Annotated in this window: 25 protein-coding genes and 1 pseudogene; 10 read left to right on the top strand and 16 right to left on the bottom strand. The window is 58.0% G+C overall.

The window, feature by feature from the left end:
• Positions 1 to 331 precede the first annotated feature (331 nt).
• Genes RIFP1SYM_RS03740 through RIFP1SYM_RS03750 form a run of 3 tightly spaced genes read left to right on the top strand, consistent with a single transcriptional unit; the run spans position 332 to position 5,141 of the window.
• Positions 332 to 1,258, top strand: coding sequence for an ABC transporter ATP-binding protein (locus tag RIFP1SYM_RS03740; protein ID WP_005959788.1), 927 nt, complete (start codon positions 332 to 334; stop codon positions 1,256 to 1,258).
• Positions 1,259 to 1,268: 10 nt separating this feature from the next.
• A complete protein-coding gene (locus RIFP1SYM_RS03745; protein WP_005959789.1) occupies positions 1,269 to 4,169 on the top strand; it encodes a Gldg family protein in 2,901 nt (966 codons plus the stop codon).
• A 12-nt stretch (positions 4,170 to 4,181) separates the two neighbouring features.
• Positions 4,182 to 5,141, top strand: coding sequence for a DUF4340 domain-containing protein (locus RIFP1SYM_RS03750; protein ID WP_005959790.1), 960 nt, complete (start codon positions 4,182 to 4,184; stop codon positions 5,139 to 5,141).
• Positions 5,142 to 5,325: 184 nt separating this feature from the next.
• Here the strand turns inward: RIFP1SYM_RS03750 and kdsB are convergent, their stop codons facing one another.
• From kdsB to RIFP1SYM_RS03780, 6 genes are all read right to left on the bottom strand, one after another.
• Complete coding sequence (gene kdsB, locus RIFP1SYM_RS03755) at positions 5,326 to 6,090, bottom strand: 3-deoxy-manno-octulosonate cytidylyltransferase (protein WP_005959791.1); 765 nt, start codon at positions 6,088 to 6,090, stop codon at positions 5,326 to 5,328.
• A gap of 28 nt (positions 6,091 to 6,118) precedes the next feature.
• Entirely contained in the window at positions 6,119 to 6,289 is a 171-nt protein-coding gene (locus RIFP1SYM_RS03760; protein WP_039959686.1) for a Trm112 family protein, read from the bottom strand.
• Positions 6,270 to 7,328 (bottom strand): tetraacyldisaccharide 4'-kinase, encoded by a 1,059-nt coding sequence (gene lpxK / locus RIFP1SYM_RS03765; protein ID WP_005959793.1) that lies wholly within the window; start codon positions 7,326 to 7,328, stop codon positions 6,270 to 6,272. The genes RIFP1SYM_RS03760 and lpxK overlap by 20 nt, the downstream gene beginning before the upstream one ends.
• A 15-nt stretch (positions 7,329 to 7,343) precedes the next feature.
• A complete protein-coding gene (locus tag RIFP1SYM_RS03770; RefSeq protein ID WP_005959794.1) occupies positions 7,344 to 7,757 on the bottom strand; it encodes an ExbD/TolR family protein in 414 nt (137 codons plus the stop codon).
• 4 nt (positions 7,758 to 7,761) lie between these two features.
• On the bottom strand, positions 7,762 to 8,382 hold the full coding sequence (locus RIFP1SYM_RS03775) for a MotA/TolQ/ExbB proton channel family protein (RefSeq protein ID WP_005959795.1): 621 nt from the start codon (positions 8,380 to 8,382) through the stop codon (positions 7,762 to 7,764).
• An 83-nt stretch (positions 8,383 to 8,465) separates the two neighbouring features.
• On the bottom strand, positions 8,466 to 10,760 hold the full coding sequence (locus RIFP1SYM_RS03780; RefSeq protein ID WP_006474717.1) for a DNA internalization-related competence protein ComEC/Rec2: 2,295 nt from the start codon (positions 10,758 to 10,760) through the stop codon (positions 8,466 to 8,468).
• A 120-nt stretch (positions 10,761 to 10,880) separates the two neighbouring features.
• On the opposite strand from RIFP1SYM_RS03780, the gene RIFP1SYM_RS03785 reads away from it, so the two are divergent.
• Positions 10,881 to 11,405, top strand: coding sequence for a DUF2062 domain-containing protein (locus RIFP1SYM_RS03785; RefSeq protein WP_005959797.1), 525 nt, complete (start codon positions 10,881 to 10,883; stop codon positions 11,403 to 11,405).
• A gap of 53 nt (positions 11,406 to 11,458) precedes the next feature.
• Here the strand turns inward: RIFP1SYM_RS03785 and lolD are convergent, their stop codons facing one another.
• Positions 11,459 to 12,145 carry a lipoprotein-releasing ABC transporter ATP-binding protein LolD gene (gene lolD / locus RIFP1SYM_RS03790; protein WP_005959798.1) on the bottom strand — a complete coding sequence of 229 codons (687 nt, stop codon included), beginning with the start codon at positions 12,143 to 12,145 and terminating at the stop codon, positions 11,459 to 11,461.
• The gene (locus tag RIFP1SYM_RS03795; RefSeq protein WP_006474719.1) at positions 12,138 to 13,385 is read right to left on the bottom strand and encodes a lipoprotein-releasing ABC transporter permease subunit; all 1,248 of its coding nucleotides are present in this window, start codon (positions 13,383 to 13,385) and stop codon (positions 12,138 to 12,140) included. The genes lolD and RIFP1SYM_RS03795 overlap by 8 nt, the downstream gene beginning before the upstream one ends.
• A gap of 106 nt (positions 13,386 to 13,491) precedes the next feature.
• Between RIFP1SYM_RS03795 and RIFP1SYM_RS03800 the strand changes: the two genes are divergently transcribed.
• The 6 genes from RIFP1SYM_RS03800 to RIFP1SYM_RS17840 all read left to right on the top strand — a co-directional run bounded on the left by RIFP1SYM_RS03800 (position 13,492) and on the right by RIFP1SYM_RS17840 (position 17,572).
• Positions 13,492 to 13,782 carry a hypothetical protein gene (locus RIFP1SYM_RS03800; RefSeq protein WP_006474720.1) on the top strand — a complete coding sequence of 97 codons (291 nt, stop codon included), beginning with the start codon at positions 13,492 to 13,494 and terminating at the stop codon, positions 13,780 to 13,782.
• 20 nt (positions 13,783 to 13,802) lie between these two features.
• Complete coding sequence (locus RIFP1SYM_RS03805; protein WP_005959801.1) at positions 13,803 to 14,849, top strand: agmatine deiminase family protein; 1,047 nt, start codon at positions 13,803 to 13,805, stop codon at positions 14,847 to 14,849.
• Between the two features lie 5 nt (positions 14,850 to 14,854).
• Positions 14,855 to 15,757 carry a carbon-nitrogen hydrolase gene (locus RIFP1SYM_RS03810; protein ID WP_005959802.1) on the top strand — a complete coding sequence of 301 codons (903 nt, stop codon included), beginning with the start codon at positions 14,855 to 14,857 and terminating at the stop codon, positions 15,755 to 15,757.
• A gap of 60 nt (positions 15,758 to 15,817) precedes the next feature.
• On the top strand, positions 15,818 to 16,927 hold the full coding sequence (locus RIFP1SYM_RS03815) for an anthranilate phosphoribosyltransferase (RefSeq protein WP_005959803.1): 1,110 nt from the start codon (positions 15,818 to 15,820) through the stop codon (positions 16,925 to 16,927).
• A 5-nt stretch (positions 16,928 to 16,932) separates the two neighbouring features.
• Positions 16,933 to 17,244 (top strand): non-heme iron oxygenase ferredoxin subunit, encoded by a 312-nt coding sequence (locus RIFP1SYM_RS03820; protein ID WP_006474724.1) that lies wholly within the window; start codon positions 16,933 to 16,935, stop codon positions 17,242 to 17,244.
• Between the two features lie 169 nt (positions 17,245 to 17,413).
• On the top strand, positions 17,414 to 17,572 hold the full coding sequence (locus RIFP1SYM_RS17840; protein WP_006474725.1) for a hypothetical protein: 159 nt from the start codon (positions 17,414 to 17,416) through the stop codon (positions 17,570 to 17,572).
• A 30-nt stretch (positions 17,573 to 17,602) separates the two neighbouring features.
• Here the strand turns inward: RIFP1SYM_RS17840 and moaA are convergent, their stop codons facing one another.
• From moaA to napF, 8 genes and pseudogenes are all read right to left on the bottom strand, one after another.
• Positions 17,603 to 18,583 (bottom strand): GTP 3',8-cyclase MoaA, encoded by a 981-nt coding sequence (moaA, locus tag RIFP1SYM_RS03825; RefSeq protein WP_005959805.1) that lies wholly within the window; start codon positions 18,581 to 18,583, stop codon positions 17,603 to 17,605.
• A 332-nt stretch (positions 18,584 to 18,915) separates the two neighbouring features.
• Positions 18,916 to 19,482 (bottom strand): NapC/NirT family cytochrome c, encoded by a 567-nt coding sequence (locus RIFP1SYM_RS03830; protein ID WP_005959806.1) that lies wholly within the window; start codon positions 19,480 to 19,482, stop codon positions 18,916 to 18,918.
• Between the two features lie 88 nt (positions 19,483 to 19,570).
• On the bottom strand, positions 19,571 to 19,999 hold the full coding sequence (locus RIFP1SYM_RS03835) for a nitrate reductase cytochrome c-type subunit (RefSeq protein WP_006474728.1): 429 nt from the start codon (positions 19,997 to 19,999) through the stop codon (positions 19,571 to 19,573).
• Positions 20,000 to 20,052: 53 nt separating this feature from the next.
• Entirely contained in the window at positions 20,053 to 20,961 is a 909-nt protein-coding gene (napH, locus tag RIFP1SYM_RS03840; protein ID WP_005959808.1) for a quinol dehydrogenase ferredoxin subunit NapH, read from the bottom strand.
• Positions 20,961 to 21,821, bottom strand: coding sequence for a ferredoxin-type protein NapG (gene napG / locus RIFP1SYM_RS03845; RefSeq protein ID WP_005959809.1), 861 nt, complete (start codon positions 21,819 to 21,821; stop codon positions 20,961 to 20,963). The genes napH and napG overlap by 1 nt, the downstream gene beginning before the upstream one ends.
• Positions 21,822 to 21,907: 86 nt before the next feature.
• A pseudogene (gene napA / locus RIFP1SYM_RS03850) lies at positions 21,908 to 24,444 on the bottom strand (nitrate reductase catalytic subunit NapA).
• On the bottom strand, positions 24,431 to 24,700 hold the full coding sequence (locus tag RIFP1SYM_RS03855) for a chaperone NapD (RefSeq protein WP_005959812.1): 270 nt from the start codon (positions 24,698 to 24,700) through the stop codon (positions 24,431 to 24,433). The pseudogene napA and the gene RIFP1SYM_RS03855 overlap by 14 nt, the downstream one beginning before the upstream one ends.
• Complete coding sequence (gene napF, locus RIFP1SYM_RS03860; RefSeq protein WP_138921830.1) at positions 24,697 to 25,245, bottom strand: ferredoxin-type protein NapF; 549 nt, start codon at positions 25,243 to 25,245, stop codon at positions 24,697 to 24,699. The genes RIFP1SYM_RS03855 and napF overlap by 4 nt, the downstream gene beginning before the upstream one ends.
• Between the last annotated feature and the right edge of the window lie 46 nt (positions 25,246 to 25,291).

Here is a 25,291-nt window from a genome sequence, read left to right on the forward strand (position 1 = left end):
CAAGGAAAGGAACAGAGTATCCAGACGTGCGTCGTCAAACCTTCGCCGAGGCACGTGGATTCCATGAGGCTTGAGATCTCGCGGACAATGTTCGAACCCCTCCCCCTCTGCCAACTCACAAAAAAACCGGCTCGCTGAGCCAGTTCTTTTGGCGATAAAAGCGGCGTGGTTAAGCGATTTGACTCCGACCCATTCAACCCTCAAATCGATAGTCGTTCCCTCCTAATTCTGTTGTTGCTCACCAGTTGAACTCTCCGTAAAAACCGTGGTCACTAAAATCGTTTGATTCTTTAGGGAATCTGTCAATCAATAACAAACGGGAGCTTTACGAATGATTCGAGTTGAAGCTTTGAGCCGCGTCTACGGTGATTTTACGGCGGTGGATAGGGTCTCTTTCGAGATCGGCCAGGGCGAGATCGTCGGCCTGCTGGGCCACAACGGCGCCGGCAAGACCACCATCATGAAGATGCTCACCGGCTACCTGGAACCCAGCGCCGGGACCATCGAGATCGACGGTCACGACATTGCCCAAACGCGCGAGGCGGTGCAGGCCCGCATCGGTTATCTACCGGAGAATGACCCCCTCTACCCCGAGATGACGGTGATCGACTACCTCGACTACGCCGCCTCTCTGCATGGGGTCGCCGAAGCCGAGCGTAATGCGCGTATCCGCGAGGCCATCGAGCGCACCGACCTGGCTGCCAAGGCGACCGATCCTATCGCCAATCTTTCCCGAGGCTACCGGCAGCGGGTGGGAGTCGCCCAAGCGATCCTCCACCTGCCACGACTGCTGATCCTCGACGAACCCACCAACGGCCTTGACCCAACCCAAGTGCAGCAGATGCGCAGCCTGATCCGCGCCCTGGCGGAGCATGCAACGGTGATCCTCTCTACCCATGTGTTGCAGGAGGTGCAGGCGATCTGCGACCGGGTGATCATCATCCGCAACGGCCAGATCGCCCTGGACGCCAGCATGAATGAACTGCGCGCCGGCAAGCGGCTGCTGGTAGCGCTGGACGCTGCTCCAGAGCAGGCCCTGCCCCTGTTGCAGGGGGTGGACGGGGTGTCCGCGGTGGAGGCCTTGGAGGGGCAGGAGGCCGGCTATGGCTACGCCCTCAATCTGGCCGCCGGTGGTGAGTTGTTCGAGACCGCCCCCCAGGTGGCCAGCCGGGTAGCGGAACAGGGGATGAAACTCTACAGCCTGCAACCCGAGCGCCGCGACCTAGAGACGGTCTTCGGCGAGATCTCGGCACAGTAGGAGGGGCACCATGAATTCCATTATCCGTATCGCACGCAAGGAGTTCGCTGGTTTTTTCTCCTCGCCCATCGCCTTCATCTTCCTCGGCGCCTTCCTGGCGGTGAGTCTGTTCATCTTCTTCTGGGTGGAGACCTTCTTCGCCCGTAATATCGCCGACGTGCGGCCCCTGTTCGACTGGATGCCGTTGCTGCTGATCTTCCTGGTGGCGGCCATCACCATGCGGATGTGGTCGGAGGAGCGCCGCGCCGGCACCCTGGAGTTTCTACTTACCGCACCGGTTGCCGATTACCAACTGGTGCTGGGCAAGTTTCTTGCTTGCCTGGGGCTGGTGGGGGTGGCACTGCTGCTGACCCTGCCCCTGTCGGTGACTGTCAGCCTGATGGGACCGCTGGACTGGGGGCCGGTGATCGGCGGCTACCTCGCCTCCCTCTTTCTGGCGGCGGCCTACGTGGCCATCGGGCTGTTCATCAGCGCCCGCTCCGCCAACCAGATCGTCAGCCTTATCCTCACTGCGGCAGTCTGTGGCTTCTTCTATCTGCTCGGTTCCGACGCTCTCACCGGGCTGTTCGGCAATCAGGCTTCGGAGTGGCTCAAACTGCTCGGCTCCGGCTCCCGCTTCGCCTCCATCACCCGGGGGGTGATCGACCTACGGGATCTCTACTACTACCTGAGCCTGGTGGGGGTCTTCCTCGCCCTCAATGTCTTCAGCTTGGAGTGGCTGCGCTGGTCCGGTAACCGGAGCAACCCCAACCACCGCCGCTGGGGCTGGCTGACCGGCCTGCTGGCGGCCAACTTCCTGGCTGCCAACTTCTGGCTGGCGCCGGTCTCGGCAGTGCGCACCGATCTGACCGATGGCCAGCTCTATTCGATCTCCGACGCTACCCGTAGCTACCTCGCCCAGTTGCAGGAGCCACTGCTGATCCGCGGCTACTTCAGCGCCCAGACCCACCCCCTGCTGGCGCCCCTGGTGCCGCGGCTGCGGGATCTGTTGGCGGAGTACGCGGTGGCCGGCGAGGGCCGGGTGCGGGTAGAGTTCATCGACCCCCTGGAGCATCCCGAGCTGGAGCGCGAAGCCAACGAGAAGTACGACATCAAGCCGGTGCCGTTCCAGTTCGCCAGCAAGTACCAGGCCTCGGTGGTCAACTCCTACTTCAACATCCTGGTGCAGTATGGGGACCAGTACGAGGTGCTCGGCTTCCGCGATCTGATCGACGTGAAGGTGCAGAGCGAGACCGATCTGGATGTGGAGCTGCGCAATCCAGAGTATGACCTGACCCAGGCGCTGAAGAAGGTGCTCTACGCCTACCAGGGCGGCGGCGATATCTTCGCCGGCCTGAGCCAGCCGGTCGCCTTCAAGGGCTACATCTCCCCCGAAGCGCAGCTGCCCGAGCTGCTGAAACCGCTGCGGAAAGGGCTCGATGAGTTGCTGGCCGACTGGCGGAAGCGCGCTGGGGAGAAGCTGAGCGTCGCCATCGAGGATCCGGAGGCCAACGGCGGCGCCCTGGCGAAACGGCTGGAGGGCGACTATGGTTTCCGCCCGATGGTCGCCAGCCTGCTCGACACCCAGCCCTTCTGGTTCTACATGACCCTAGAGAGCGGCGAGCGGATCGTGCAGATCCCGCTGCCGGAGAAGTTCGACAAGGCGGGACTGGAGCGCGCCATGCAGGCGGGCATCAAGCGCTTCGCCAAGGGCTTCCAGAAGACCATCGCTCTGCACACCCCCAAGGCTGCCCCGGCCCTCGGCCAGTTTGGCATGGGCGGCGGCAAGCGTTTCGACTGGCTGCGCCAGACCCTAGCGGAGGAGCACAATCTGGCCGACGCAGATCTAAAAAACGGTCAGATCCCCGATCAGGCCGACCTGTTGCTGCTCGCCGCCCCCGACCAGCTGGATGAGAAGCAGCTGTTTGCCGTGGACCAGTTTCTGATGCGCGGCGGCACCCTGGTGGTGGCAACCTCACCCTTCGATATCGACACCAAAGGGGCGCTCTCCGCCAAGTCCCACAAATCGGGTCTGGACAAGTGGCTGGCCCACAACGGCATCGAACTGGAGCAGAAGATGGTGCTCGATCCGCAAAACACGGCCTTTCCGATCCCGGTCAACCGGCGCATTGGTGGCTTCGTGGTGCGGGAGACCCAGCTGGTGGACTACCCCTACTTTGTCGATGTGCGGGGTGATGGCATCGACAGCAAGAGCGGCATCGCCAGCGGCGTCAACCAGGTGACCCTCACCTGGCCATCGCCGATCCGGCTCGACGGGCAGAAGAACCAGGGGCGCAAGGTGACCCGGCTGCTGCAAAGCTCCGACCGGGCCTGGAACTCCGACAGTCTGGAGATCCAGCCCGATTTCAAGGCCCACGGCCAACAGGGCTTCGCGGAAAACGGCAAGCCAGGCCGGCAACTATTGGCAGTGGCGGTGGAGGGGCGTTTCGACTCCTTCTTCAAGGGCAAATCATCACCGCTGTTGAAGCAGGACGAGAGTAGCAAGCAAAAGAGGGATGAGAAGAAGGGTGCCGATGACAATAGCAAGGTCGACCAGGCCCCGGTGATTGGCCGGGTGATCGATCACTCGCCGGCGTCGGCGCGGATTATCCTTTTCGCCTCCAACAGCTTCCTCACCGATACCATGCTGGACCTAGCTACCTCCGGCCTGGGCACCCGCTATCTCAAACCGGTGCAACTGGTGGAGAACGCCATCGACTGGGCACTGGAGGATCGCGGCCTGCTCGTCCTACGTGGACGAGGCCACTTCTCCCGTACCCTCGACCCGATGGACCGGGATCAGCGGGTATTCTGGGAGTACCTCAACTACGGCCTGGCGCTGTTTGGGCTGCTGTTGGTTGGGCTGATTCGCCACCAGATCAAGCAGCGGTCACAAGGGCGTTATACGGCCTTGCTGGGTCAAATGAGTTAAGGGGAGGAGAGTATGATGAAGCATTGGATCAAATGGCTTGGCGCCCTGTTGGTGGCACAACTGGGGCTAGTCCTGGCCGTTCAACTGTCGGGCAACGACTACACGGCCTTCCAGCCCAAGGAGAGACTGTTGGCCTTCGACCCCCAAGCCGTAGATACTCTGCGTATCACCGAGGGTGAGGGTCAACCCCTGGAACTGCGTCGTGAGGCGGATCACTGGGTGGTCATGGCGAGTGATGGATTTCCCGCCGATCCGGAGATGGTCAAGTCGTTGCTAAACAAACTCGCAGGCCTGCAGAAAGGCTGGCCGGTGGCTACCAGCAGCGCCGCTGCGGCGCGTTTCAAGGTGGCGGAGGATGGCTTCGAGCGCCGCATCACCCTGCTTGCTGATGAGCGAACCCTGGCCCGGCTCTACCTGGGGAGCTCCCCAGGCTACCGTAAGGTTGATGTGCGGCCTGACGGGGAGGATGCGGTGTTTGCTATCGAATTCGACACCTGGGAGGCCAGCGCCAAGGCCGATGACTGGATCGACAAGGGGCGCCTCAAACTCGATGCCCAGCAGATCGAACAGCTCCAGATGCCGGGTTTCACCCTGCTACAGGATGGGGATAAGGTCGAACTAGCCAACCTGAAAGCCGGGGAGCAGACCAACTCTGCCGCGGCTCGCTCCCTACTCAACAAGCTGGCGAACCTGACCATCGGCGCCCTGCTCGGGCAGGAGAACAAACCGGAGTATGGGCAGGAGAAGCCGGTATTGGAGATCGATCTGACCCGCAAGGGGGGTGACCCGCTGCACTATCGCTTCTCCCAGCCAGAGGGAGCTGATTACTATGTGCTGAAACGCTCCGATCTGAACCACTACCTCAAGCTTGCCGAGTTCAGCATGAAGCCACTGTTGGAAACGACCCGGGCGAAACTGCTGCAGTCCACTGCCGCAGCGTCTGAGAAGCCACCCGCCCAACCCACGGAGTGACACAAACCAACCTGGGTCAGCAGCCTGACGGCCTCTTCGGAGGCCGTTTTTTTATGCGAGGATTTATCGGTAGGGCGACCCGTGGCCGCCGCGTGTCATCGATTGATATCAAGGATAATGTCGGGCACAGTCCGGCCTATACGTGCCATCTTTCATTGCTGGATTAATAGATCCAGACTTCCATCTAAACATTACGCCGCAACTGCTCGGTCACCCGCTTCAAATCCCCTTGGGTATCCACGCCATGGCCCGGCTCTTGCGACGCCTGACTGACATGAATCCTGCCGCCATGCCACAGCACACGTAGCTGCTCCAGCGACTCAGCCAGTTCAATCGGCGCCGGCGGCCAGGCAACAAACTGCTTCAGATAGCCAACACGGTAGGCGTAGAGACCGATGTGACGGGCAAAGCTCACATTCTGGGGCAGCGGTCCGCTGTCGTTGATGAACTCATCCCGGTGCCAGGGGATCGGCGCCCTGCTGAAGTAGAGGGCATAGCCTTCGCTATCCGTCACCACCTTGACCACGTGGGAATCAAACAGCATCGGTTTTTCGCTGATCGGCGCAGAGAGCGTAGTGACCCCGGCCTTTTTATGGCTTGCCATATCCTGAGCCACCTGATCGATCAGCGCCGCCGGCATGCAGGGTTCGTCACCCTGCAGATTGACTACGATGGTCTGGTCGCTCCAGCCGCGGGACTCCGCCACCTCGGCGATCCGGTCTGAGCCACTGCGATGGTGCGCGGAGGTCATGCAGGCATCGGCGCCAAAGGCCTTTGCCGCATCGGCGATACGCGCATCATCGGTGGCGATCACCACCTCCGTGGCGCCGCTCTCCAGGGCACGCTGGTGAACATGCTCGATCATCGGCCGGCCGGCGATATCGAGCAGGGGTTTACCCGGCAGCCGCACTGAGGCGTAGCGGGCGGGGATTACGACCTTGAATTCCATTTGGATTGTCTAGCCCTCAGGCACCTCTTCATCCGCTGCCTAGTTCTCGCGCCTCCTCCTGTAACATCACCGGGATGCCATCGCGCACTGGGAAGGCCAGACGGTCGGCTCGGCAGATCAGCTCCGCCGCCTTTTTATCGTAGTAGAGTTTGCCTTTGCAGAGGGGGCAGGCAAGGATTTCAAGCAGTTTTTTGTCCATCAAATAACCTGTCGATCAGTGCGTCGATGCGGCGCTGAAGGCTCGCATCCACTTCGGTATCAGCCGGCACATACCAGAATGTATCGCCAGCAAAGGATTCGCACTTTACCGCATCTTTCTCGGTCATGAGAACCGTTTGCCCCTCGAAGTCGCAAAAATCTTCACGGCTGAAGGGATGGTGATCGGCAAACGGATGGCGACTGATCTCCAGTCCCCGGGACTCAAGCGTTTGAAAAAAACGCTCCGGGTTGCCGATTCCGGCCACCGCCGCAATGGGTTCGCCCCGAAAGCTCTCCAGCGGGCGCTCCCGCCGTCTGCCGCTCAGATTGATGGCGCTGGACCCGCTCACCCGGATTTGCGACGCACCGCTCAGCGGCGCGCCGTTGCTGACCACCAGGTCGACGCTTTGCAAACGAGCCGGACGCTCGCGCAACGGTCCCGCCGGCAGGCACCAGCCATTGCCAAATCGTCGCACCCCGTCGACCACGACGATCTCTAGATCACGGGCCAGGGCATAGTGTTGCAGACCATCGTCGGAGAGCAGCAGATCACAATCATGCTGCGCCAGCAGTGCCCTGCCCGCCTCTACTCGCTCAGGGCCGGCAAATAACGGGCAACCGGTGCGGCGTCGCAACAGCACCGCCTCATCGCCCACCTCTACCGCTGGGGTGTCAGGCTCCACCGCCTGGGGCCAACTTTCTGCGGCACCGCCATAACCTCGGGTGATGATACCCGGTGAGTAGCCCTTCCGCATGAGATAACGGGCCAACCAGACGATCAGCGGAGTCTTGCCAGTGCCGCCGACACTGATGTTGCCGATCACGATCACCGGCACCGCCAACCGCTGCTGTCGCAGCAGCCCGTTTCGATAGGCGAGGCGTCGCAGCCAGACGATCAGACAGAACAGCCAGGAGAGAGGCACAAGCGCCAGGCTCACCAGATTGCGACTCTGCCAGTAGTGGTCGATCCGCTGCAAGCGCAGGAGCCCTAGGGAGCCTCTGAATGAATCATGGACGGCATCCTTGCGGCCCAAATTCATTCATAGGCTCCCTGATCAACGTGGTCGCCGGGCGGCGAAGGTCATCTTTACCAGACCAAGCTGGCTGGCCGCATCCATTGCCGTCATCACTGCCTGGTGGGGCGCCTTGCCATCCGCATTGATCAGCACTGGCAGATCGGTCCGGTCTCCCGCCACCTTGGCGATGGCGCGTTTTAGAATGTCGATCTCAGTGCTCACCACCTCACGCTGATTGATGTAGAAATTACCCCGCTCGTCGATGGTGATCTCGATCATCTCAGCGGCGTTCTCCGCATCCTCGCCGGCGGCCTCCGGCAGTTCCACCTTGATCTCGGTCTCCTTATCAAAGGTGGTTGAGACCATAAAGAAGATCAGCAGCAGAAACACCACGTCGATCAGCGGCGTGACATCCAGCTCTGGGGATTGTTTGCGATGGGGGCGAAGATTCACGGGCCTACTCCGAAGTCACTTCTCGTTCACCGTGGATCACTTCGATCAGCTTCAGCGCCTGCTCCTCCATCGCCACCACCAGCTTCTCCACCAGCCCCATGAAGTAGCGGTGAAACATCAGGCTGGGAATCGCCACCGAGAGCCCCGTCGCGGTGGTGATCAACGCCTCGGAGATGCCACCGGCTAGGATGCCGGGGTTGCCCACACCAGCTGTAACGATGGCGCCAAATACCTTGATCATGCCGATTACGGTGCCCAGCAGACCCAGCAGTGGGGTGATCGAGGCGATGGTACCGAGGGTATTGAGATAACGTTCAAGCTCCAACACCACCTGGCGCCCGACCTCTTCGATCGACTCCTTCATCACCTCTTTGGAGTGGCGGTGATTGAGCAGGCCGGCGGCGAGAATCCGCCCCAGCGGTGAGCTCTCCCGCAGCGTTTTCAGATCCGCCTTGTCGAGTTTTTTGTCCCGGTGCAGCCGCAGTATCTGCTGCATCAGAAACTCCGGCATCACCCGTTTACGCTGCAAAGACCAGAAGCGTTCCAGAACGATCGCACTGGCGACCACTGAACAGGTGATGATTGGCAGCATCAGCCAGCCGCCCGCTTTTACGAATTCAAACACTGGGAGTAGGCCCTCGTCGTATCAGATGCCGAGAAACGGCACACATCTTACTGTAACTCAGCAGCATACCGAAAGTGGCACACTCATTCTCCAGAACGCGGCGCTTGCGACCAGTAGTGCGGTTCCATCTGCCGGAATCCGATTGGCGTCAACCCAACACCTTCCCGCTCCGGACGAAACAGGATCGCCCCGCTGATCGCCGTATCGAAGAGCTGACTGCCCACCTGCTGCCAGCGCGCCACAACCTCAGGATGGGGAAAACCGTAGCGATTGCGCGCGCCTCTGGAAAATAGCACATACTTAGGCGATACCACCTCCACCAAAGCCTGGCTGGAGGAGGTTTTGGAGCCGTGATGCGACGCCACCAGGATATTCGATCCCAGCGTCTGACCATACTCAGCCACCAGACTCGCCTCACCCTTCTGTTCCAGATCCCCCGGCAGCAGCAGACTGGCCTGGTCATCGCTTACCTGCAGGACGCAGGAGCTGTCGTTGCCATGAAATACATCCCGTCCTTCGACTGGCGGATGCAGCACTCGGAAGCTCACCCCGTCCCACTGCCACTCCATGCCGGCGCTGCAGAGTTCCGCCTCGGGAAAACGCATAACTTCACCGCCTAACAGACGCGCCACCGTCAGTGCCTTCAACACCATCGGCACGCCCCCAGCATGATCATTATCGTTATTGCTGGCGATCAGCAGATCCACCCGCTGCCAGCCACGGCTACGCAGATAGGGCAGCAGTGCCGAGTCAGCCATATTGAAACCGGAGCGATAGGCGGCACCGGTATCATAGATCATCAGGTGGTGGCTGGTTTCTACCACAGCGGCCAATCCCTGGCCCACATCGAGCAGAGTAAACCAAAACCGCCCGGTGGCCGGCCGTTCGGGCTGATTCAGCAGCAATCCAGCCAGTATCACAACCGCAGGCAAACTGCCGGGCACGCCTCTCGGCAGCATCAGCAACGCACACGCCAACAACGAGACGACAATCAGCATCACCCCAGGCTGGGGAAAGCTGATCGCGGCGAATGGCAACTCTGCAACTCTTGCCAGCAGCCACAAAGTAAGACGGGCCGCCTCTGCGAGCAGCTCAAACCAGACCACCGCTGCTGCCGGATAGAGCAACAACAACACGCCGAGCAGGAGCCCCGGCACCAGCACGAAGCTGAACCAGGGTACCAGCAGCAGATTGATCAGCGGCGCAATCAGCGATGCCTGGGCGAAAAATCCAATCAGTAAGGGCAGCAATCCAAGGGCCACAGCGAACTGCACCTGCGACCATTGCCGCCAGTTGGCCGGGCGGCTCAGCCGGCCGGCCAGCGCCAGCACAATCACCGCCACCGCACCAAATGAGAGCCACAGCCCTGGACTCAGTAACGAAAATGGGTCGAGCAGAGTGACCGCTGCCAGCGCCAGTAGCAGCGAGCGTATCAACGACAGGGAGCGGCTGAAAAATAACGCTCCCATCAACAGACTCAGCATGATCAGGGCCCGCTGGGTCGGCAGGGAGAAGCCGGCCAGCGCCGCATAGCCCGCCGCTGCAGTGAGTGCTCCCAGCGCAGCGGCACGGGGGGCAGCGAGCTGTCGTGTCAGAAAAAAGCTGCGCCGCCACAAAGCCTGCAGCAGCCAGAAGATGGCAGCGGCCACCAGTCCCACGTGCAACCCTGAGATCGCAATCAGATGGTTGGTGCCGGTGCGCCGGAAGCGCTCCCACTGAGCTTCCCCAATGCCGGTGCGATCTCCCACCGCCAAGGCTCGCAGCAGGCCAGCAGCCGCACTATCTGGCGTCAGCTGCGCAATCTGTCTGGCAATCCGATAGCGCAGCCGCAACAGCCCGTAGCGCCAGTCAGCCTCACCGAGTTTGTGGTTGGCATCCCTGCCCCTCACATAGCCGGTGGCGGCGATGCGCCGACTCATCAGCCAGCGCTCGTAGTCGAAACCACCTGGATTGGCCAGCCCTCTGGGCCTTTTGAGCCTCAGCCTGAGACGCCACAGCTCACCCGGCTCGACAGCAATCGCACTGCGATACCAATTGATTCGCAGCCGTGCGCCAATCAATTGTGGCCACTCGCTCTGCTCAATATCAAACTCGAAGCGTTGTGCACCACCCTGGCGCCGGGGAAAATCGGCGATCCGCCCCACCACACTGAGATCTTTCCCTTCCAGCTCCTGTGGTAACAGCGATGCCTGGTAGATCCAAGCGTGACCAAAGGCCGACAACACCCCCAGCAGCAGCGCGGCAAACGGTCGCAGCTGGCGCAGCCCCAGCAGCGGTGGCAACAACAGAGCGCTATAAAACCAGCTGCTGTTGGGCAGTGCTGGCAGGGCCTGAAAGACCGCCGCACCGGCCACAAACAGAATCAGATTGAGATTCATGGACACTCCCTGTCACAGTGAAATCATCCTGCATAATTGTTTGAATAACGGTAGCAGTTCACAGGCCTGCATGCTTCAATAAGCCACCGCAAAGAAGCAGCAGACCGTACCGCGGAAGCCATGCCAAAGCACCTAATAAAGCGCCTCACACCGGATCACGAGATGATCCGCAATCACCGACATCTGCAGTGTTTTGGCAAACTGCTACACGATGCCAACCTGTGGCATCTCAATCGGCGTTCCGCTGCCGGTGCATTTGCGGTGGGGCTCTTCATGGCCTTTATACCGGTGCCGTTTCAGATGATCCTCGCTGCCGGTGCGGCGATCCTGTTCCGGGTCAATCTGCCGCTCTCTGTGGCACTGGTCTGGGTCACCAACCCGATCACCATCCCTCCCATCTTCTTTTTCGCCTATCTGGTCGGCACTTGGGTGATCGGCGCACCGCCCGAGATGGAATCCTTCGAGCTGAGCATGGAGTGGATCGAAAACGGCGGGTTGAACGGAGTCTGGGAGCCCTTCCTGCTGGGCTGTCTGATCTGCGGCACGGTCTCCGCCCTAGTGGGTTACTTTGGGATCCGCGGGCTGTGGCGACTGCACATCATCAACCACATAAAGCGCCGTCGTCAGCGGCGTAAAAGCGCCTGACAGGCCACTTCTAAAGCGGTTGTTTGCGGACTGAACTTTACACTAGCAAACTTTTAAGGCTCTTCAGTCAACTTGCCATCCACCAAATGCACGATGCGGTCCATGCGTGCAGCCAGATCCGGGTCATGGGTTACTACCACGAAACTGGTGCGGCGCTCCCGATTGAGTTCCAGCATCAGTTCATAGACCTGCCCGGCGGTGCGCCGGTCCAGATTGCCAGTAGGCTCATCCGCCAGCACACAGGTGGGGTTACCCACCAGCGCCCGCGCCAGCGCCGCCCGTTGGCGCTCCCCCCCCGACATCTCTGAGGGTTTGTGGTGGCTGCGATTTGCCAAGCCGACCCGTTCCAGCATCTCGGCAGCAGCAGTAACAGCCGCCTGGGCTGTCTGACCGCCGATCAGCAGTGGCATCGCCACATTTTCCAGGGCGCTGAACTCGGGCAGTAGATGATGGAACTGGTAGACAAAACCCATGCTGCGGTTTCGCAGCCGTCCCCGCTCCGCCTCACCGAGCGCAAACAGATCGGCACCGGCGAAGCGGACACTGCCCGCGTTGGGTCGGTCGAGCCCACCTAGGCAGTGCAGCAGGGTACTCTTGCCGGAGCCAGAGCTGCCGATGACGGCGATCCGCTCACCTTTGGCCAGCCGCAGATCAACACCCCGCAACACCTCCACCCGCAGTTTGCCTTGGGCAAAGGTACGTTGCAGACCACACGCCTCGAGTACCGCCGGATCACTCATAGCGCAGTGCCTCGGCCGGCTGGGTACGTGAGGCCTTGAGGGCCGGATAGAGGGTGGCTCCCAGCGTGATCAGGAAGGCGAAGCCACCGATGGAAAGGATATCGGAGAGGTGTGGGTCGGAGGGCAGCTCGCTAATATAGTAGATGTTAGGGTCGAGAAAGTGGATGCTGAAGAGCTGCTCGATCCACTTCACGATACCATCCACATTGTAGGCCAACGCCACACCGCCGAGCATGCCAAGCAGATTACCAACCACGCCGATGGTGGCCCCCTGGATGACGAAGATCCCCATGATCGAGCGGGGCGAGGCGCCCAGGGTGCGCAGGATGGCGATGTCTGACTGCTTGTCGGTCACCACCATCACCATCGTGGAGACGATATTGAAGGCAGCCACCGCAACGATCAGCGAGAGAATGATCCACATCATGCGCTTTTCAATCTGTAGCGCAGAGAAGAAGTTGCGATGCTGCATGGTCCAGTCGCTGATCCGATAGTAGCCACCCATCTTCAACGCCAGCTGGCGTGACACCTCGGGGGCCTTATAGAGATCATCAAGCTTCAGCCGCACCCCCGTCACATCGCCGCCCAGGCGCATCAGTTTAGCGGCATCCTGGATATGCAACAGCGCCACGCCACGGTCGTAGTCGCCCATGCCGACCTCAAAGATGCCGGTCACTTTGAAGCGCTTCAGACGCGGCATGATCCCGGCCGGGGTGACATTGATCTGCGGCGTCACCAGGGTCACCTTGTCACCCATGCCGACCCCGAGCAGATAGGCCAGTTCCTGACCAAGGATCACCCCGTAGCCGCCCGGCTGCAGGTCGGTGACGCTACCAACCTTCATCGCCTCAACCACCACTGAGACCTTACCCTCTTCCGCCGGATCAATGCCGCGCAGGATCGCACCGCTGACCTTCTGCCCATTGATGAACATGCCCTGCCCCTCAACATAGGGAGCACGACCTATCACATGGGGATTTTTGCCAGCCTGAGCCATCACATCGCGCCAGTCGGAAAGGCCGCCCTTGACCGCCGAGATAGTGGCGTGGGAGGCCATGCCGAGGATGCGCTCGCGCACCTCTTTGTGGAAACCGTTCATCACAGACAGCACCACAATCAACGCCACCACCCCCAGCATGATGCCGAGCGTGGAGATCAGTGAGATGAATGAGATGAAGTGGTTACGCCGCTTGGCACGGGTGTATCTCAGACCGATAAAGAGTTCAAACGGCTTGTACATAGCGAGCGCATTAAACCATATCCGACTGCAAAAGATCCCGAATTTTCTATAGTTAGGCAGGGGTGCTATATTTCCCTTTAGAAGCCGTCCCCTGGAGCTGTCATTGATGAAATTCTGGATTCCGCTGCTACTCGCCACCACCCTGATTCCGGCAACCCAAGTCGTTCAGGCAGAAGTATTGCTACTCGACGCGATCGCGGAAGAGCCTGTCAACAGCCCCGAAGGTCTACAACGCCCAACTCGCGGTTTGACCATGAATCAAGTCCGCATGCAGTTTGGTGAACCCGACTATGAGCACCCCTGGGTCGGCTCACCCCCCATCACTCGCTGGGACTACCCCGACTACTCCGTCTTCTTTGAGTTCGAAATGGTTCTGATCTCAGTCGTTCACCGCTGATCAGCCATCCCTTTTACCCTATGCGCCGATTGCCCGCGGAGTGGGAACCACAGTCCGCTACGCTCCTAACTTGGCCCCACACCGCCAGCGACTGGTCTGACATTCTGCAAGAGGCTGATGCAGCCTACACAGAGATCGTCGCCACCATCCTGCGTTTTCAGCCGGTGATACTGGTCTGTTTTGACCAATCGCACCGACAGCAGATTCAACGACGGCTGAACGCACAGGGGGTCGATCTGACCCATGCCAGCCTGGTGATCACCAAGACCAACGACACCTGGGTACGGGACTATGGGCCGATCACCATCCTGCACAACGATCAATCGTTGCTGCTCGATTTCCACTTCAACGCCTGGGGCGGCAAATTTGCAGCCGAGCTGGACGATGCCTGTAACCAAAACCTCGCAACACAAGGCCTGTTCGCTGGACTGCCCATGCAGTCGAGCAGCCTAACACTCGAAGGCGGCGCCATCGAGTGCGATGGCCAGGGCACCCTGATGATGGTAGAGCGAACCCTGCTCGACCCGGCGCGCAATCCAGGGCGTTCCAAACAGGCGATCGAGGAGCAGCTGCGCCGCAGCCTGGGGGCCCGCCGATTTCTCTGGCTCGAACAGGGTGGGCTGAGCGGCGACGACACCGATGGTCACATCGACACCCTGGCACGTTTCTGCACTCCAGACCGGATCTGCTACCAACAGTGCTTGGATCCGAACGACCCGGATTTCCTAGCACTGCAGGCGATGGAGGCGGAACTTCATAATTTGCGCCAACTAGACGGCGCCCCCTACGAGTTGATCCCTCTGCCACACCCTGGGCCAGTCTACGACCCACAAAGCGGCCGGCGTCTACCCGCCAGCTACGCCAACTTCCTGCTGCTCAACGGCGCCGTCCTGCTACCCATCTATAAGGTTGCAGCGGACAGCCTGGCAATGCAGCAGCTAGCGTGCTGCTTTCCCGACCGGAAAGTAGTGGGGGTCGACTGCCGCACGTTGATCCGGCAAAACGGCAGCCTGCACTGCGCCACCATGCAACTACCCGCTGCGGTTGCTCCCGCTGCCCCAGAGTAAACATCATGCTTCAGAAATCATTAAGCATTGGCCTGGTTCAACAGAAAGATTACGGCAGTCGTGAACAGAATCTAGAGAACTGCATCCAGGGAGTCCGTGAAGCCTGTGGCAGGGGTGCCCGGCTGATCCTGCTCCAAGAGTTGCACAACAGCCGTTACTTCTGCCAACACGAAGACCCGGAGCTGTTCGACCTGGCGGAACCAGTGCCCGGCCCCACGACCGAGCAGCTCGCCGTACTGGCTGCAGAGCTGGAGGTGGTGATCGTCGCCTCACTGTTCGAGCGACGGGCTGCCGGCCTCTATCACAATACCGCAGTGGTCCTGGAGAGTGACGGCACGCTGGCGGGGATCTACCGAAAAAAACATATCCCGGACGACCCTGGCTTCTACGAGAAGTTCTACTTCGCACCGGGCGATGGCCCCTTCAGCCCCATCCAGACCAGCATCGGCAGGCTCGGAGTGCTAATCTGCTGGGATCAGTGGTTCCCGGAGGCAGCACGCCTGATGGCACTATCCGGTGCAGAGATCCTGCTCTATCCCACCGCGATTGGCTGGGATCCGGGCGATGGCGCAGCCGAGCAGCAGCGCCAGTTCGATGCCTGGCAGACGGTGCAGCGTGGTCACGCTATCGCCAACGGACTGCCCCTGGTTGCCTGCAACCGCACCGGGTTTGAAACCGATCCCAGCGGCGTTACCTCTGGCATTCAGTTCTGGGGAGGCTCATTTATCTGTGGCCCTCAGGGTGAAATGCTAGCCCAGGCCAAGCAGAATGAAACCCAGGTTGTGCTCGCGAAGATCGACCTGCAGCACAGCGAGAAAGTACGTCGTATCTGGCCCTTTTTGCGGGACCGACGCATCGATAGCTACGCACCACTGCTGCAACTCTTCAATGATCCGCAGAATTCTTGACAACTTTAGTCAACTTTTTATACTCCACCCCTTCTTTTTCCAGCTTGGATGACCTGAACGATGACCGATATCGCCACCTCCCGTGCAGTTATGCACTCAATTATCCAGCGAATTGCCACTGGCCCTGAGCTCAGCAAGGATATCTCCCAAGAGGAGGCGAGGCTGGGCATGCAGGCGATCCTCAAGGGCCATGTGGACGATGTGCAGGCCGCCATTTTTCTCATCGCACTACGCATGAAGCGGGAGACCAATGAGGAGAATCTCGGCATCCTGGATGCAATCCTGCAGACAAGCCAATCGGTTACTGCCGAGGTCGATGAAGTGATCTCCATCGCTGATCCCTACGACGGCTTCAACCGCAATCTGCTGGTCGCACCCTTTCTACCAATGCTGCTTGCAGAGTGTGGTCTGCCCGCCATCAGCCACGGACTCGACAAGGTCGGACCGAAATATGGCGTCACCCATCGACATGTGCTTCAGGCGGCAGGAATGAGTGTGGATCTCACTGTTGAACAAGCGGCTGAACGCCTCGCTGACCCCGCGGTCGGCTGGGCCTACCTTGATCAGAGCAGCTTCTGCCCCGAACTCCACGACCTGATTCCGCTGCGTCAGCGCATCATCAAACGCCAAGTGTTGACCACCGTCGAAGTGATTGCCAAACCGATCTCCGGGCAGAAAAAGACCCACCTTGTCACCGGCTATGTACACAAGCCCTACCCTCCCAAATACGCCACTCTGGCACGTCATGCCGGCTTTCAGGGCGCCCTGCTGGTGCGCGGCACCGAAGGCGGCGTGATCCCCTCCTTGCGGCAGCAGGGCATGGTTTTTCGTTACGATAATTTTGGTGAAGAGGTCTCCCAGGAGATCAATCCGCATGCACTCGGGATACATCAGGAGGTTCGTGCCGTCCCCCTGCCCGAGGATCTCCCCAAACAGCCGCGCCGTGGTGATGAGGTAGCGATTATGGTGGATGTCAAGGCCACCGCAGCGGCAGCCGCCAAAGCCGGCATTGCGGCACTCAAGGGTGAGCCTGGGCCGACCTATGACTCACTGCTCTATGCCGGCAGTCTGATTCTCTGGCATACCGGCCGGGAGACCAGCCTTGAAGCGGCAGCCAATCGACTGCGCACGGTGCTCGACTCCGGCAATACTTTGAACCGTTTGAGATGATCGCGATGTCCAACAAGATCCTTGTTGCCGATCTGGGTGAGATTGCCCCAGGCAAGATGAAACGGGTGGAGATTGATGGCATGCGCTACTTGATAGCGAATCTGGCCGGAACCCACTATGCAGTGGATGATCTCTGCAGCCACGAAGAGGTCCCACTCTATCTGGGGTGTATCCAGGAAGACATGATTAAATGCTCGCTGCATGGCAGCCGCTTCAGCCTGAAAACAGGAGAACCGATGGAGGAGCCCGCAACTGACCCGATTGCGACCTATCCGGTCAAGGAGGAGGCAGGCAAGATTTACATCATCCTGGATTAAACTCGCACAGCGAGTTCATTTTCCGGAATCTGGTCACAAAATACTTAGGAACAAGGGGTGGAATTTAGGAACGATTTATCGTATATTCCGGTTGCGCAGGATATGCGCATAAAAAGCATCGGTCGAAAAGAACCGAATAAAACGCCAAAAAGGCTTTCCGGAGGGTTATATGAAATATCTGCTCGCATTTGCCGTTGCTTTTTCGGCAACACTTGTCTGGCAGACATCGAGCCAAGCGGACCGCAGTTTCGAGATTAAGGACATCGCTCACAACGGAACAGTGAAAAATTCGGGGAAAACCACTGCTCCCACTGGCATCCGTCTCTAAGCAACTCCTGCCTCGCTGGCGGCTTCCGATTCAGCCGCCGGTGAGGGACATTACCCGCATAACCTCCCCCGGATTTTCATTGAACTCATGCCGCTCCGGCTTGCGTGAGATCGCCTCGAAGATCGCCTCCTTCAGACCCTCATCGCTAATCCCCTGCCGCAACAGCGGACGCAGTTCAGCGTTGTCATGTTTGCCCAGGCAGAGATAGAGCGTACCTTCTATAGAGAGACGCACCCGATTGCAGGTCTCACAGAAATGCTGGGACATCGGAGTGATGAAACCGATACGCAGATCGGTATCGGCGACCCTGACGTAGGAAGCGGGCCCGGCACCGCGCATGGCGGCCGGCTCCAGCACGAAACGCCGCTCCAGCTCTTTACGGACCTCGCGCAGATCGACGTATCGATCAGTGGCGTTTTTACCGGTCTCACCCACCGGCATGGTCTCGATAAAGCGCAGAGTGAAATCGTGTTGCAAACAGAAGTCGACCATGTCACCTATCTCATGGTCGTTCACTCCCTTCATCACCACCATGTTAATCTTGATTGGATTCATGCCGGCCCGCTTGGCAGCCTTCAAGCCAGCCAGAACCTTATCCAGATCCCCTTGGGTGATGTGCCGAAAAAGCTCCCGATCGAGAGAGTCGAGACTCACGTTGATCCGGCTGACCCCGCTCTGTTTGAGCGAGTCAGCATACTTTTCCAACTGGGAAGCGTTGGTGCTGAGGGAGAGATCTTCGATCTGTGGCAACGCACCCAAACGCTGCACCAGCTCTGGCAGGTCTTTGCGCACCAGTGGCTCACCGCCGGTCAATCGCACCTTGCTGACGCCCATCTCGGAAAAGACCCGAATCAGGCGCTCAATCTCATCCAGCGTCAGCCAAGTATTGGGTGGGGTGAAATCCTTGAAGCCCTTGGGCAGACAGTAGAAACAACGAAAGTCGCACCGATCGGTAACCGAAAGACGGAGGTACTCGATGTTTCGTCCAAACGGGTCTCTTAGCATGGGCATCGGTGCGTCTCTTGTTGGAATGATTATTTATTCATTTTCTACCTGAAGCGACCTGCGAGCAACTTGTTCAGGGTCAAATGTTGTCTCTATAAGTCAATAATTTTTAAAGCAATCATCCTTTCTGAACAATTCCTGCAGAATGCCACTGGTCATTGAACAGATGTGAACAGTTCGTTCAATCCACATCACCACCAAGCTGTCAGCAGGTTCTGTAAACGCCTTTGATTACTGGAGATTGCCCTACATTACTTCTGTATTGGCAATAAAAAGGCAAAAAAGGTGCCAAAAAAAGAAGGCCGCCAAGTGGCGGCCTCTCTTCTTATGCTCTCCGTCTATTCTTCCCCACCCGGCAGATCCTCGGCTGGGTCGTAACCTTCCGGCAGAGAATGGGCAATACCCTTGTGGCAGTCAATACAAGTGTACCCTGCCTCAATCGCTTCGTCGTGCCGACTAGCACTACGCTCCTCCTGGCGATCAAAGTCCATGGAGTCGAAATTGTGGCAGTTGCGACACTCACGGGAGTCGGTCTCCTTCATGGTGCGCCAGACATTCTTAGCCAATTCTAGACGCTTCTCTTCAAACTTCTCCACTGTATCAATGGTACCCAGCATCTTGTGATAGAGCTCATTACTGGCCTTGATCTTGCGGATAACTTTATGGATCCACTCCTTAGGCACATGACAGTCCGGGCAGGTAGCGCGCACACCGGTACGATTGCTGAAGTGAATGGTCTCTTGCAATTCCTGGTAAACAGCCTGTTCCATCTCATGGCAAGAGATGCAGAATTCTTCAGTATTTGTCGCCTCCATAGCAGTATTAAAACCACCCCAGAGAACAACACCCGCTACGATTCCAATCAGAATCAGGGTGAACCCCCCCATTTTCTTGCCATTACTCATGTTTTATTACCTGGATTTCTGTAAAAAGCGATAGAAAAAATGCGTTCCCATCCGTCGGATGGGAACGCATCAACTGCGGAAATATACCTTACTTCGCACCCTCGAACATATTCTGTACCAAAGGCTCTGCACCCACCTGTGGGGCATGGCATTGGTTGCAGAAGTAGCGACGACTAGAGATTGTGCTCAAGGTCTTGCCATCACGGGTCACATAATGGCTGTCACCCACTTTTGGCGCCTTCTCTTTCTTATAGGTTTTCTCACTATGGCACTTCAGGCAGCCATTGTTCTTCAGATTGATCTTATATTTGTCAATCTTGTGCGGGACCATCGGCGGCTGCTGTTTATAGCTGCGGGCAATACCTCCCTTGACAGACTGAACCTTCTTCTTCGCGGGCGTTACGGCCATTGCCTCAAGATCGTCATTACCACGCAGAGACATTACTTCCGACATGGCTGATGCTGTAAAGAACAGAGTCAGCAGTGCCACCATCATGACCAGAATAGTTTTCTTCATTTCATTCTCCATCATCACTCTATATGTGAGTTGCGAATTCATAAGCAGACCCATCAGGCACGGGCCCCCTGTTTCTCAATCACCTCGGGGTTCAACCTTTTGACCTCGGAGACAGAACGACCGCCATAACTAAAAACATCTTTCGCGCAAATATCGATACAACGTCCACAATTGGTGCAATCGGAAAAGAGGATCACCGGGCTTATGCCCTTGCTTGCCCCTTTCAATGCCGGTTTGATCACCTGCGGTTCGGGGCAGACAACGAAACATTCCATGCAGTCATTGCACTCCGCCCTGTTGCTGGCGTTGACCCGCAACAGGCTTCGCTTTCCAATCAAATTGTAGAAAGCACCGACCGGACAGAGACGCCCACACCACCCTTCCTTGGCCACCAGCAAATCAAAGAGAAAGACCCCCAATATCACCATCCAGGCCGCCCCCATTCCGAAGACGATACCTCGAAACATCATGGAGACCGGGTTGATCAGTTCCCAGACGATGCCCCCGGATACCACCAACGGCAGAATCAGAGTCAAGGCAAGCATCCAGTAACGGGCATTACGGGAGATCTGAGAGGTCGTCCTGATACCCAGTTTTCGACGCAGCCAGCTAGCCAGATCGGTGATCATATTCACCGGGCAAACCCAGGAACAGTAGACCCGTCCGCCAACTACGAAGTAGAAGAGCAGCACGAGCACCACACCTATGATGGCGGCAGTCTCGGGTACCACACCGGAAAGTACCGCTTGCAGCAGCACATGCGGATCGGTCAGTGGCAATATGTCCAGCGTCAGACTTGAGGCCAGATTACCTTTCACAATCCACACCCCGAAGATGGGGCCGGCGAGGAACAGGGCGAGTATCCCCAGTTGACTCAAACGGCGCAGGATCAGCCATTTATGGGCCTTGATCCAACCCTTGGCCGCAATGGAATCGTCACCTAATGTCGTCAGATCAACCATTACTTGTCATCCATAAAACCGCTATTGAGTGTGTCCAGAGGATTGGAAGAGAACGGCGTCTCCTCCGGTTTCTCTTCGATGATCAGCCCTTCGCCCTGCAGGTCGTAGCGTACCCCCTCGGGGAGGTTGTACTGATGCTCTACGTCCGGCGTGACCAAGGCCTCACCCGCTTTCTCTTTCTCCTTCCAGCCAAGCCGGTAATGTTTACCCAGTTCGCCCTTCGCTAGATCGGTCGGAAACACCTTGATTGCCGCCTCATCCAGAATGCAGGCCCGTTCGCAGAGACCGCAGCCGGTACAGGCGTCGGAGTGCACCACTGGTATGAACAGCGCGTGCTTTCCTGACCTGACGTTGTGCTGCATATTCAGCGTTATGGCTTTACCCCGAATTGGGCAGACATTGAAACAGACCTCACAGCGAAGACCGTGAAAGGCAATGCAGGTCTCCTGATCCACCACCACCGCAAGCCCCATACGGGAGTCCTCGATATTGGTGAGACCATGATCCAAGGCATTGGTCGGACAGGCGACGATACAGGGGATGTCCTCACACATCTCGCAAGGCCCGGTGCGGGCTACGAAATAAGGAGTCCCCGTTGCCACGTCGTCACCAACCTCACCAAGGAACAGGATGTCGTACGGACAGTCCCGTACGCACAACCCGCAACGGATACAGGCACCCAGAAAGTCCTCTTCCGGCAGCGCACCCGGTGGCCGGATATAGTGGGCAGGCAGGGCTGAGGCTCTATTGGAGTAGATCCCCAGACCCATGCCGACCAATCCGACCCCACAGGCTGTCTTGAGCATGTTGCCCAGGAACTGCCGTCGGTTCATCTCATGTTTTTTGTCTGTATCTGACATTACTGACTTGTTGGGTTGCTATCGATTACGCGTTTTTTCAGTTATGACGATCTCCGGTCTGGCGAACCAGACCGGATCCTGTCCGCCTAGGCCTTACTGATCTTCACCGCACACTTCTTGTAATCCGTCTCTTTCGAGAGCGGATCAGTGGCATCGAGGGTCAGTTTGTTGACCAGACGACCGGCGTCGAACCAGGGGATGAAGACCAACCCATCCGGCACCTTGTTGCGCCCTTTGGTATCCACCCGGCAGACAATCTCGCCACGACGCGAAGTGATCTTGGCCATTTGCCCATTACGCAGTTTGCGCTTCTTGGCGTCCTTCTTGCTCATGAAAACCACGGCATCCGGTACGGCACGATAGAGCTCGGGCACACGCCGGGTCATGGAACCTGAGTGCCAGTGTTCCAGAACACGACCGGTGCAGAGCCACAGATTGTATTCCTTGTCTGGACTCTCTGCCGCTGGCTCGTAGGGACCGAAGATGATGTTCGCCTTCTTGTCCTTCCTGCCGTAGAACTGTACACCGCTGCCTTTGGCCACATGCGGATCGTAACCTTCGCGGAAACGCCACAGTGTCTCCTTGCCGTTAACTACCGGCCAACGGATACCGCGTGCTTTATGATAGGCATCAAACTCGGCCATCTCATGGCCCTTCTTGAGAATGTTGGGCGCGGAGTTGAACAGCCGGTACTCTTCGAACAGACCCTTCTGTGCGTAAAAACCGAAGTGGTCCATCTCATCGTTGGCATACTCGTTGCCATCAGAGTCGGTCACCTTCTGTTTCGGGAACTTGTCGACTTGACCATTGGTGTAGAGAACGTCGTAAAGCCTCTTGCCGGCATATTCTGGTTTCTTGGCGATAAGATCCTCCGGCCATACATCTTCCACTTTGACATACTTGGAGAATTCCATGAGCTGCCACAGGTCAGATTTGGACTCGCCAGGAGCAGCAACCTGCTGGCGCCAGAACTGAGTGCGACGTTCGGCGTTACCGTAGGCGCCCTCCTTCTCAATCCACATGGCGGTCGGCAGGATCAGGTCAGCAGCCTGGGCCGATACCGTCGGATAGGGATCAGAAACGGTGATGAAATTTTCGGGTCTGCGCCAACCAGGATAGGACTCATCGTTCATGTTGGCAGCGGCTTGCATGTTGTTGTTACACATCACCCAGAAGCAGTTCATCTTGCCGTCTTTGAGCGCACGATGCATGGCAACCGCATGAATCAAAGTCTTGCCCATGACCGGATCCTTGGCACGGGGAATAGTGCCTTCCGGCAACTTCCATATCTTCTCGGCGAATTTGCAATGTGCGTCCTTCTTGACGACGAGGTCAGCCGGCAGACGATGGGTGAAGGTGCCTACCTCGCGGGCGGTGCCACAAGCAGAAGGCTGACCGGTCAGTGAGAAGGGGCTATTGCCAGGCTCGGAGATCTTGCCCATCAGCAGATGGATGTTGTAGACCAGGCCATTCATCCACACACCACGTGTGTGCTGGTTCATACCCATGGTCCAGTAAGAAGAGACCTTCTTGTTGGGATCGGCATAGGCTTTGGCCAGACGTTCCAGGTTCTTCTTCGGCACGCCGGACATCTTGCTGGCTTTTTCAAGGGTGTATTCCGAAACAGCCTTTGCATACTCTTCGAAGCTGACCTTATTGAACTTGCCCTTATTGGGGTTCTTGGCCGCCTTCTGCCTGGGATCACTGGGACGCAGGCCATAACCAATATCAGTCGTCGTGATATTGAAGTTGACATGTTTACCAATGAAGTCCTTGTTATAGGCCTTGTTCTGGATGATGTAGTTGGCGATGTAGTTGGCGATCGCCAGATCGGTCTGTGGTGTAAACACCATGCCATTATCAGCCAGCTCAAAGCAGCGATGCTTATAGGTGGAGAGCACATGCACTTCACAGCCCGGCTTGGTCAGACGCGTGTCGGTAAGACGTGACCAGAGGATCGGGTGCATCTCTGCCATGTTGGCACCCCAGAGCACGAATACATCGGCGTGTTCCAGATCGTCATAGCAGCCCATGGGCTCGTCAATGCCGAACCCGCGCATGAAAGCACCTACAGCAGACGCCATCAGTGGCGAGCATTGGGATCGAGGCTGTTGGAACGAAAGCCCGCCTTGATAAGCTTGGATGCGGCATAGCCTTCCCAAACGGTCCACTGTCCGGAGCCAAACATACCGACACCCTTCGGACCCTTAGCCTTACGGGCTGCCACCCACTTCTCGGCCATCGTCTTGAACGCCTCGTCCCAGGAAACCGCCTCGAACTTGCCGTTCTTATCGTACTTGCCGTTTTTCTTGCGCAGCATCGGCGTGGTCAGGCGATCTTTTCCGTAGAGAATCTTCGGCAGGAAATAACCCTTGATGCAGTTCAGGCCTTTGTTGACTGGCGCATCAGGGTCACCCTGACTGGCCACAACCTTGCCGTCTTTGACACCCATGAGAACGCTACAACCGGTACCGCAGTAGCGGCAGGCTGCTTTATCCCAACGGATACCATCATCACCTTCGGCTGCCGTAGCGGTTTTAATCGCCGGCAGGGTTACACCTGCCACCGAAGCCGCTGCAGCGACTGCATTGCTCTTAATAAAATCACGTCTAGTTAATTTCACGTTTCATCTCCTCCATTGATTCTTCACCACCATAGTGATAAATCAAAACTGTGCTAACGACCCCTTCTACATCTCTAAGCGCGTTCATCGTGTCGGAGACAGGTGAGAGCTCTTCCCCCTCATCCTCAACCGTCACGATCAGCTTGCCGACATCCTCACCTCCGTGGACCTCGACACCTGTCATCTCCGCCAATCGCTGAGAGACAACAGCTCCATTCTCCGGCTTGGTATGGACTACCAGACTACAGATATTCATGCTTGTTTAGCTCCTCCCACGGATGCTTGTGCTTCTGTCACCGCCGTCTCCGGCAGCCTATGGATTTGAATGGATTGAGTGGGGCAGATGGCGATGCACTCGCCACAGCCAGTGCATTCAGTTTCGTCCAACAGCGGGCGCGCCTTGCCACCAATCTCCAGCTTGAAGCGGATCACCGAGTCATCGCAGGCCTCCCCACAGCTGCGGCAGACAACCCCGTTGAGTGAAAGACAGTTGTCCTGGATCTGCGCGATGAGGTTCCAGGGTGCCTGCTCGAGATCATCAAAAAAGGCCAGCACCCCATGGGTGCAGGCCTTCACACAATCGCCACAAAAGGTGCAGCCGCCCTGACTGAAATCAACTTCTGGAAAACCGCCCTGGCCGCGCTTGAGAATGGTTTCGGAACAGGCTGCGATGCACGCATCGCAGCGTTCGCATGCATCAACAAAGCGAAACTCATCCGGCGCCCAGGGTGGCCGAACAATTTGACGAGAGCCCCGAAGATCGCCTCGAAGCAGCTGTATCCTGTTGATTGATGTTGTCACAAAAGATACCCCCAACGGATTAGGGAAATCCTGTCACTAATGAGTA

This window comes from endosymbiont of Riftia pachyptila (vent Ph05), assembly GCF_000224455.1.
Classification (GTDB): Bacteria; Pseudomonadota; Gammaproteobacteria; order Chromatiales; family Chromatiaceae; genus Endoriftia; species Endoriftia persephonae.

What these genes read in the sequence shown, in the direction of transcription:
- RIFP1SYM_RS03855 (WP_005959812.1), bottom strand. Translation starts at nt 24,700, where the DNA reads ATGAATATCTGTAGTCTGGTAGTCCATACCAAGCCGGAGAATGGAGCT.
- lpxK (WP_005959793.1), bottom strand. Translation starts at nt 7,328, where the DNA reads ATGAATTTGGGCCGCAAGGATGCCGTCCATGATTCATTCAGAGGCTCC.
- RIFP1SYM_RS03795 (WP_006474719.1), bottom strand. Translation starts at nt 13,385, where the DNA reads ATGTACAAGCCGTTTGAACTCTTTATCGGTCTGAGATACACCCGTGCC.
- RIFP1SYM_RS03820 (WP_006474724.1), top strand. Translation starts at nt 16,933, where the DNA reads ATGTCCAACAAGATCCTTGTTGCCGATCTGGGTGAGATTGCCCCAGGC.
- RIFP1SYM_RS03805 (WP_005959801.1), top strand. Translation starts at nt 13,803, where the DNA reads ATGCGCCGATTGCCCGCGGAGTGGGAACCACAGTCCGCTACGCTCCTA.
- RIFP1SYM_RS03750 (WP_005959790.1), top strand. Translation starts at nt 4,182, where the DNA reads ATGATGAAGCATTGGATCAAATGGCTTGGCGCCCTGTTGGTGGCACAA.
- moaA (WP_005959805.1), bottom strand. Translation starts at nt 18,583, where the DNA reads ATGCCCATGCTAAGAGACCCGTTTGGACGAAACATCGAGTACCTCCGT.
- RIFP1SYM_RS03810 (WP_005959802.1), top strand. Translation starts at nt 14,855, where the DNA reads ATGCTTCAGAAATCATTAAGCATTGGCCTGGTTCAACAGAAAGATTAC.
- RIFP1SYM_RS03815 (WP_005959803.1), top strand. Translation starts at nt 15,818, where the DNA reads ATGACCGATATCGCCACCTCCCGTGCAGTTATGCACTCAATTATCCAG.
- RIFP1SYM_RS03800 (WP_006474720.1), top strand. Translation starts at nt 13,492, where the DNA reads ATGAAATTCTGGATTCCGCTGCTACTCGCCACCACCCTGATTCCGGCA.
- napH (WP_005959808.1), bottom strand. Translation starts at nt 20,961, where the DNA reads ATGGTTGATCTGACGACATTAGGTGACGATTCCATTGCGGCCAAGGGT.
- RIFP1SYM_RS17840 (WP_006474725.1), top strand. Translation starts at nt 17,414, where the DNA reads ATGAAATATCTGCTCGCATTTGCCGTTGCTTTTTCGGCAACACTTGTC.
- lolD (WP_005959798.1), bottom strand. Translation starts at nt 12,145, where the DNA reads ATGAGTGATCCGGCGGTACTCGAGGCGTGTGGTCTGCAACGTACCTTT.
- napG (WP_005959809.1), bottom strand. Translation starts at nt 21,821, where the DNA reads ATGTCAGATACAGACAAAAAACATGAGATGAACCGACGGCAGTTCCTG.
- RIFP1SYM_RS03835 (WP_006474728.1), bottom strand. Translation starts at nt 19,999, where the DNA reads ATGAAGAAAACTATTCTGGTCATGATGGTGGCACTGCTGACTCTGTTC.
- kdsB (WP_005959791.1), bottom strand. Translation starts at nt 6,090, where the DNA reads ATGGAATTCAAGGTCGTAATCCCCGCCCGCTACGCCTCAGTGCGGCTG.
- RIFP1SYM_RS03740 (WP_005959788.1), top strand. Translation starts at nt 332, where the DNA reads ATGATTCGAGTTGAAGCTTTGAGCCGCGTCTACGGTGATTTTACGGCG.
- RIFP1SYM_RS03785 (WP_005959797.1), top strand. Translation starts at nt 10,881, where the DNA reads ATGCCAAAGCACCTAATAAAGCGCCTCACACCGGATCACGAGATGATC.
- RIFP1SYM_RS03760 (WP_039959686.1), bottom strand. Translation starts at nt 6,289, where the DNA reads ATGGACAAAAAACTGCTTGAAATCCTTGCCTGCCCCCTCTGCAAAGGC.
- RIFP1SYM_RS03830 (WP_005959806.1), bottom strand. Translation starts at nt 19,482, where the DNA reads ATGAGTAATGGCAAGAAAATGGGGGGGTTCACCCTGATTCTGATTGGA.
- RIFP1SYM_RS03745 (WP_005959789.1), top strand. Translation starts at nt 1,269, where the DNA reads ATGAATTCCATTATCCGTATCGCACGCAAGGAGTTCGCTGGTTTTTTC.
- RIFP1SYM_RS03780 (WP_006474717.1), bottom strand. Translation starts at nt 10,760, where the DNA reads ATGAATCTCAATCTGATTCTGTTTGTGGCCGGTGCGGCGGTCTTTCAG.